Origin of the sequence: Neobacillus drentensis, from assembly GCF_036966985.1 — a bacterium.
GTDB lineage: Bacteria > Bacillota > Bacilli > Bacillales > Cytobacillaceae > Neobacillus > Neobacillus drentensis_E.
The window spans coordinates 1-7,172 of the sequence record NZ_JBALSN010000070.1; the positions used below are offsets into that span (position 1 = coordinate 1).

Annotated in this window: 8 protein-coding genes; 5 read left to right on the forward strand and 3 right to left on the reverse strand. The window is 37.0% G+C overall.

The annotated features are described in order from the left end of the window. Both V7659_RS05070 and V7659_RS05075 read right to left on the reverse strand, forming a co-directional pair. The coding region (locus V7659_RS05070) for a YheC/YheD family protein (protein ID WP_335538551.1) at nucleotides 1-682 on the reverse strand (682 nt) is incomplete at its 3' end. Between the two features lie 4 nt (nucleotides 683-686). After that, the gene (locus tag V7659_RS05075) at nucleotides 687-2,069 is read right to left on the reverse strand and encodes a YheC/YheD family endospore coat-associated protein (RefSeq protein ID WP_335538553.1); all 1,383 of its coding nucleotides are present in this window, start codon (nucleotides 2,067-2,069) and stop codon (nucleotides 687-689) included. A 178-nt stretch (nucleotides 2,070-2,247) separates the two neighbouring features. On the opposite strand from V7659_RS05075, the gene V7659_RS05080 reads away from it, so the two are divergent. The 3 genes from V7659_RS05080 to V7659_RS05090 all read left to right on the forward strand — a co-directional run bounded on the left by V7659_RS05080 (nucleotide 2,248) and on the right by V7659_RS05090 (nucleotide 4,528). Then, nucleotides 2,248-2,595 carry a YlbF family regulator gene (locus V7659_RS05080; RefSeq protein WP_335538554.1) on the forward strand — a complete coding sequence of 116 codons (348 nt, stop codon included), beginning with the start codon at nucleotides 2,248-2,250 and terminating at the stop codon, nucleotides 2,593-2,595. 121 nt (nucleotides 2,596-2,716) lie between these two features. Next, nucleotides 2,717-3,586 carry a Cof-type HAD-IIB family hydrolase gene (locus V7659_RS05085; protein ID WP_335453226.1) on the forward strand — a complete coding sequence of 290 codons (870 nt, stop codon included), beginning with the start codon at nucleotides 2,717-2,719 and terminating at the stop codon, nucleotides 3,584-3,586. A gap of 135 nt (nucleotides 3,587-3,721) precedes the next feature. Next, nucleotides 3,722-4,528 carry an enoyl-CoA hydratase gene (locus tag V7659_RS05090; RefSeq protein ID WP_420491703.1) on the forward strand — a complete coding sequence of 269 codons (807 nt, stop codon included), beginning with the start codon at nucleotides 3,722-3,724 and terminating at the stop codon, nucleotides 4,526-4,528. Nucleotides 4,529-4,598: 70 nt separating this feature from the next. Here the strand turns inward: V7659_RS05090 and V7659_RS05095 are convergent, their stop codons facing one another. Further along, nucleotides 4,599-4,784, reverse strand: a complete 186-nt coding sequence (locus V7659_RS05095) for a YhzD family protein (RefSeq protein ID WP_335453232.1) — start codon at nucleotides 4,782-4,784, stop codon at nucleotides 4,599-4,601. Nucleotides 4,785-4,907: 123 nt separating this feature from the next. Here V7659_RS05095 and V7659_RS05100 point away from each other — a divergent pair, with 123 nt between their 5' ends. After that, nucleotides 4,908-5,807, forward strand: coding sequence for an ABC transporter ATP-binding protein (locus tag V7659_RS05100; protein WP_335453235.1), 900 nt, complete (start codon nucleotides 4,908-4,910; stop codon nucleotides 5,805-5,807). After that, nucleotides 5,800-7,053: an ABC transporter permease gene (locus V7659_RS05105; protein ID WP_335453238.1), complete on the forward strand. Its 1,254-nt coding sequence runs from the start codon at nucleotides 5,800-5,802 to the stop codon at nucleotides 7,051-7,053. Before V7659_RS05100 ends, V7659_RS05105 begins: the two co-directional genes overlap by 8 nt. Nucleotides 7,054-7,172 lie beyond the last annotated feature (119 nt).

The following is a 7,172-nucleotide window of genomic DNA, read 5'->3' on the forward strand; positions in this document are numbered from 1 at the left end:
CTTTCTGTAAGAGGATTCGAATGTCAAATGGCTGTAGGTCATCATTTGATAATTCTAAATACGGCTGCATAAGGTAGGGACGCTTGCTAATAAGTGGTTGCAGCCAACTATTAAGTTTGGTTTCATTTGGGAAAATTCGTGAGATAATATTCTTGTTTTTTTCTGTTTTAACGTGGAAGGATTTGTTGTTTTTTTTCAAATAGTAAATGCCATTTCCTTGAGAGCCATTAATTGGCTTTAAAATCACTCTTTTTTTTGCAGTTAATTCATTTAAAACGATGCTCGTATTGGAAACTGCCTGGGACAGGGGCAAGTAAGCTGATAAAACAGTACTTTTTAATACTTCATAGAGTTCCAGTTTATTAGGCAGTCCATAGCCTAAAAAGGTTATTTCGGGTCTGTTCTTTAGCCAGGATACAATCGGAATGCACTGCTTGGAGTGGTCATCATCCCCGTAAAAACAACGATCATAAATAAGAGCTGGAATGGGGAAATCCTTGTCAACCCAGGATTTTGTTTGTGACATGAATTTTTTTCCTTTTACTTGTAATGTAAGTGGATTTATATTTGCAGGGGTGAAGCGAAAGCATTCCATCCCACAGGGTTCTGCAAGGTTTGCGATGTCGTTGATATAGGACTGCTCACTGTCAAAACTTATAGTCATTATTCCAAAGGCAATCAATTTACTAGTCCTCCTTTACAAAAGTCGAATCGAATGCAAGCAGTGTACAAAATTGAATAAGTGCCTTCGCAGATGGTCTGATTTTTCCTAATCCATCTTCAAAGTTTTTCGAGGGTTTAGAGTTTACTTCAATAATCCATGGCTTTCCGTCTAGGTCTACTCCAATATCGATGCCAAGTTCACCAGTTATCCCTGTTTGAGAGTTACTAATAATTGATGCTGTTTCCATCGCTAATTCTTTCATATGTGTAAGCACCTCTAAAGCGTTCTTTGGTCCAAGACATGTTCGCAGAACCTTTAGAGGTCTAAGCATCTTTCCACCTCTTGCAATGTTGGAAACGAACTCTTCCTTTGCAGCTATCCTTGCCACAATTGAGGTAACTTGCCAATGGTTGTTCAGATTTTTGTGACATAGTACCCTGAAATCCATGGAACATGAGTCATACGACACTAATTCAATTCCTTGTTGAATAATAAAAAATCGATTATGGAGAATAGGCCTGATTAGGTTGTGTATTTCGTCTAAGTAGTAATGAGAGCTAGAGTTTTCGTTAAGTGATGCAATCGAGGTGTTTAAAGTGTAGTGGATTTCATCTTCTTTTTTCAACTTGATAATATTTCTTCCTTGACTGCCATGAACCGGCTTTATAAATACTGTTTCATATTCGTCGGTAAGTTCATACAGATTCTCTTTCGTGTATATTTTTGTTTTTGGTAAGAAGGGGAGGAGATGTTTTTCTTGAAATAGTTGATTATATACTTCCCATTTTGATAGGAAGCGTTCATTAAACAAAGGAATCATCATGGTTTCAAGTTTTTTACGAAATTGCTTAAATGGGACAGATTGTTCAAGTTTACGGGAATGGATACGATTGTAAATCACATCCGGTATTGGGTGTTCAAACGATTTCCATTTCCCATTTAAAAGGTAATAGCCTTGATTTAAAAATTCCTCAAATGAAAAAACATAAAAAAAGCCGCCAATTTCAGTAATTCCATGATGAAGTTCCTCGCAAAAAGTATGAATAGAACGAAAGTGTGGTTCTTCCTGTTTAGTGGAAGGGAAATCAGTTACTAGTCCAAACACAGGTCCGAGTTCGAGTGTTAGAAGGTCATCCCGATAGATGGCTTGAAATTTAAAACTCTGGGTAGGCAGGCAAAAATTCTTGAGAATATTTTCAGGAAAAAGCATCAAATTTGGGGGTTCCAGATCTACTGGTTGGACCACTGTTTGTATTGCCTTTTTTCCTAACTTAATATTTAATTGAAGATTATTCTTGTTTAATCCCAAACTAGTAAATAAATGGTTGGATATTTGCACCAGGCTGTCATTCTTATTTTTAGGTTTTCTTGCTTCGAGGGTAACCTGTGTTAATGGTAAAGACATAAACATTCCTCAATTTCTATTTAAATTGGAACCATTATTTCTTTATGGGCATTAGTTGATATAGTAATGTATGTAAAACGAATCTAGATGGTGATTTTAACATTCTCGCATTTTGGTGAATAGTTTGTTATAGTTGATTCGGATTACAAAAGCGTTTGATTAAAAGGAGTGTTTACCAATGGCAATTAATTTATATGATTCCGCCTATGCGTTAGAAACAGCTATTCGTCAAAGTGATGAATACACACAACTTCAACAAGCCTATAAAGAAGTAAATGCGGATCCAGCAGCAAAACAAATGTTTGATCAGTTCCGCAAAATCCAAATGGACTTACAGCAGAAACAGATGATGGGGCAGGATATCTCTGAACAAGAAATTGCGCAAGCCCAATCATCTGTAGGACTTGTTCAGCAAAATGAAAAAATTGCTAGGTTAATGCATGCTGAACAACGGATGAGCATGGTTATTGGTGAGTTAAACAAAGTAATTATGAAACCTCTAGAAGACCTTTACGGAAAAATGTAAATTGAAATGCGTGCCTTCGGTATAAACCGAAGGCTTTTTCTTTTTTGCTCTGTTCTACAAATGCCTAAAAAATCATAAAAGTGTTATAAAGGCTATTTCACCAAGAACAGGGGGCAACGGAATGATTTATCGCTTGCTTGCTTTAAATATTGATGGCACGCTTCTTCAAACAAACGGAAAAATCCATAAATCAACTAAAGAGGCTATAGAGTATGTTCAGCAAAAAGGAATCTATGTCACGCTTGTCACATCGCGGAGCTTTCCTTCCACAAGAAAAGTAGCCAAGGCTTTAAAAATAAAATCCCCCCTCATTACACATCAAGGGGCATTTATTGCAAGTTCTGAGGACAAACCAATTTATGTGAAAAGGATTGGTGAACAAATTACTTATGATACAGTCAGCTTTTTAGAGGCGCTGCCATGTCAAATTCGTCTTGTCCATGAACAATTTTCATTAGCCAATAAGTTTAAATTGAATAATAATTTATTGGCTAAGACAGTCTTTACCTCAGGGGATCCGGTGTTCTATTCACAGCAATTTGTGTCGTCACTAACTGAGTATCTACATGACCAGCCAGTGAGCCCTCCGAAGATAGAAGTTTATTTTGAAGAAGAAAGTGACCTTCAGGATGCGAAAAAGGCACTTCAAAAAATGTATACAGAGATTGAATTAATTCAACTAGATACTTTACGGTTGGATATTGTCCCAACGGGTGTTTCAAAATTATCAGGGTTATCATACCTTGCAAGCCAATTAGGGATTCCAAGAAAAGAAATAGTTTATATCGGTGATTGTCTAGATGACATTCCTTTGCTTGAGGCTGTAGGTCTGGGTGTTTCAATGTGGAATGCGGATTTCGCGGTGAAAAAAGCATCAGATTGGGTGACACGATCACAGAACGAACAAGGTGTTGCCTATATGGTAAAAGAACACTTTAGAAAACAACAGCCAATTGAGTTTTTAAGAAGGATGAATATTATTAAAAAATAACCTAAAAAAGACATCAACGGTAAATTGCCGTTGATGTCTTTCTTTGAACCAACTGGGTAGAAAATTCACTATTTTTAAAAAACTTACCTATATTTATGTCCTCAATTCCATATATAATGGAATTGATTCAAAAGGATGGGAGGGTTTCACGTGTCGATAAACTTTATAACAGATAAGGTGAATGTAAAAGTTATAGGGCGTGTGGCGACAATAGAAATGAACAGACCTGAGTCATTAAATTCCATGGACTCAGAAATGATTAGGGGGCTAGTCTGTAAGCTAAAGGAAATTAGTGAATCGGATGAAATCGATATTGTTGTTCTAACGGGAAAAGGAAGAGCCTTTTCGGCTGGGGGCGATATTAAAACCATGCTTTCAAACATGAACGAAAACGACTTCTATCCTGTTATGGACAGTATTAGCGAACTAATTGTTACTCTTTATAGCATGCCTAAACTAACTATTAGTGCTATTACAGGTGCAGCGGCTGGCTTGGGGTTCAGCCTTGCGTTAGCAACTGACCATATTATTGCTGAAAAAAATAGCAAGCTAGCAATGAATTTTATCGGGATCGGTCTGATTCCAGATGGAGGGGCCCATTTCTTCTTAGAGAAAAAATTGGGAGAGACAAAAGCGAAACAGGTAATCTGGGACGGGAAAATGATGGATGCTGATGAATCATTTGCGTTAGGTTTAATTGAAGAAGTAGCGGCAGCTAATCTTCAGGAGACATTAGATGCTAGAATTTCAGATTGGTTAAGCAGACCTGTTCAGGCGATGATTAAAACGAAAAAAATATTAGCTGATATGCATCGTCCTTACTTATTAAAAATCTTAGAATTAGAAAAATATTCACAGCAAAAAATGCGCGAAACCATTGACCACCAAGAAGGAATAAGGTCATTCATCGAAAAAAGACAACCTAGATTTATAGGTAAATAAACAAAGAAGCACGCAGCTTCTTTGTTTTTTTGCTTATTCCTGTTAATCCTTATTTACAGCGCTTTCATTTTTAAGAATGAAAGAGTAATAGCTTGCCGCTTGGTGAAGTACATCGGTGTGTGCGTTCTAATAAGTTTTTGTCGGCTAACATTTTTTGACCTAATTCTTTTGCAGCATCATCATGCTCAGCCTGGAAGGATTCATCTAAAACCTTTTCCCCATTGGATTCAAATGCAGTTAATTTATAAGTCTTCATTTTAACAACCCCTTAAAAGAATCTAGTTTTTATCTATTTTCACATAATTTATAAAATTGTGCAAAAAGAAAGTGAAACCAAAATATGTTAAATTCGTATTAAAGATGGAGAGGAGTGTGTGAAATGGTTCTGAAACTTGAACATGTCACGAAACGATTCGGGAATTTTATTGCTGTGGATGATCTATCATTAGTGATTCCTGAAAAAGAAATGTTTGGCTTTTTAGGGGCTAATGGTGCAGGGAAAACAACGACCTTCCGAATGATCTTAGGGCTGCTGGACACTAGCGGTGGTAAGATTACTTGGGACGGGAAGCCGATTGACTATTCAACCAGTCATTTGGTTGGCTATCTCCCTGAAGAGAGAGGCTTGTATCCGAAACTAAAGGTTCGTGACCAAATCGTCTATTTAGCCAGATTAAGAGGGATGCAAAAATCTCAGGCACTTACGGAATTAAAATCATGGCTTGAACGCTTCAAAATTCCTGAGTATGAAAATAAAAAAGTTGAGGAGCTTTCCAAAGGGAATCAACAAAAAATCCAATTCATTGCTGCTGTCGTTCATAAACCAAAATTACTAATCTTGGATGAGCCATTTAGCGGTCTTGACCCAGTAAATGTGGAAATGCTAAAAGAGGCGGTTCTATCTCTGAAAGAAGATGGGGCGACTATCGTTTTCTCGAGCCATAGAATGGAGCATGTCGAGGAAATGTGTGAACATCTTTGTATCTTGCACAAAGGAAGCCCTGCTGTTCATGGTTCATTAAAGGAAATCAAGCGTTCCTTTGGGAAAAAGAACCTTGTAATTCATGCTGATTTTTCACTTGATTTCTTAAAAAATTACCCTGGAGTCGTAAAGTCAAAACCAACAATGGAAGGAATTCACCTGCAAATTGAAGGAGAGTACATAGCTGAAAAAATACTTAAGGAGATTGTCAACCAAGGATTTATCCGGAAGTTTGCCCTTGAAGAACCATCATTAAATGATATTTTTATTGAAAAAGTAGGTGATTCCTATGAATAATTTTTGGATTATTCTGTTCCACACTTATTTAAATAAATTGAAAACAAAGTCCTTCATCATTACAACTCTTATAACGGTCATTATTGTTTTGGTCTTAACTAACCTAACCAATATCATTGATATCTTCGATAAAAATGATGGAAAAGAAAATGTGGCTGTCCTTGATGAAACAGGTCAACTGTTTGATCCATTCAAAAAGCAAGTTAGCACAATTAATAAAGATATTCACTTAACACTTTTCCAAGGAAATGAAGCAGAGGCAGATAAAGCAGTTGAAAAGGGAACTTACCAAGGAATTGTCCTACTTGGTTTAAATGATGAAAAACTTCCGTTGGCTACTTATAAAGCAAAGAGTATTGCTGATTCATCCTTGTATACTGACCTTCAAACGAGTCTTCAGCAAGTAAAAACCATGCTGGCGGCTTCACAAATTCAATTGACTCCTGTTCAGCTCGAAAAGCTATATGAACCAGTGACTTTTAAGAAAATTGCACTTGAGAAGAATGCAAAAACGGAAGAGGAACTGAATCAGGCACGTGGTCTGGTTTATGTCTTGCTCTTTATCATATATTTTTCAGTAATTATGTACGCTAATATGATTGCGATGGAAGTAGCAACAGAAAAGTCGTCTAGGGTGATGGAAATTTTAATTTCAAGTGTCTCTCCAATTAAACAGATGTTTGCAAAAATAATTGGAATCGGTTTATTAAGTCTGACACAGCTCGCTGTTTTTCTGTCCGTGGGTTATTTCTCTCTAAAACAAAATATGGAATCTTTAAAAGAAGGATTTTTCGGTGTTTATGGTTTTGGTGATATTCCTCTGGGAACGATTATTTATGCAATTGTTTTCTTTATTCTTGGCTATTTTCTTTATGCCACACTTGCAGCATTTCTCGGCTCACTTGTCAGCAGAATTGAAGATGTGCAACAAATGATTACACCAATGACTATGCTCGTAGTTGCTGGGTTTATGATTGCTATGTTTGGCTTAGGAAAGCCGGATGCTCCGTTCATAACGGTGACATCTTTCATCCCATTCTTTACACCAATGATCATGTTTCTGCGGGTTGGAATGTTGACAATTCCAGTCTGGGAGGCAATGGTAGGAATTGCTATCTTAGTAGCAACAATTGTTTTCTTAGCAACATTTGGCGCACGAGTCTATCGTGGTGGTGTCTTAATGTATGGACAATCGAATTCCTTTAAAGATATAAAAAAAGCATTACAGCTGACAAAGAACGAATAAGGCAGGAAAAGACGGTGTCCCAAGGGTATAACTTTTAGGGGCACCCCTTTTTTTATCGTTCTTTTAAATTTGTCTGTTGATTTGCGCTCCAGGCGCTTCGCTTTCCGCGGGCGTGCCGG

Coding starts and splice junctions, on each gene's coding strand:
- V7659_RS05075 (WP_335538553.1), bottom strand. CDS start 2,069: ATGTCTTTACCATTAACACAGGTTACCCTCGAAGCAAGAAAACCTAAA.
- V7659_RS05080 (WP_335538554.1), top strand. CDS start 2,248: ATGGCAATTAATTTATATGATTCCGCCTATGCGTTAGAAACAGCTATT.
- V7659_RS05085 (WP_335453226.1), top strand. CDS start 2,717: ATGATTTATCGCTTGCTTGCTTTAAATATTGATGGCACGCTTCTTCAA.
- V7659_RS05090 (WP_420491703.1), top strand. CDS start 3,722: ATGGGAGGGTTTCACGTGTCGATAAACTTTATAACAGATAAGGTGAAT.
- V7659_RS05095 (WP_335453232.1), bottom strand. CDS start 4,784: ATGAAGACTTATAAATTAACTGCATTTGAATCCAATGGGGAAAAGGTT.
- V7659_RS05100 (WP_335453235.1), top strand. CDS start 4,908: ATGGTTCTGAAACTTGAACATGTCACGAAACGATTCGGGAATTTTATT.
- V7659_RS05105 (WP_335453238.1), top strand. CDS start 5,800: ATGAATAATTTTTGGATTATTCTGTTCCACACTTATTTAAATAAATTG.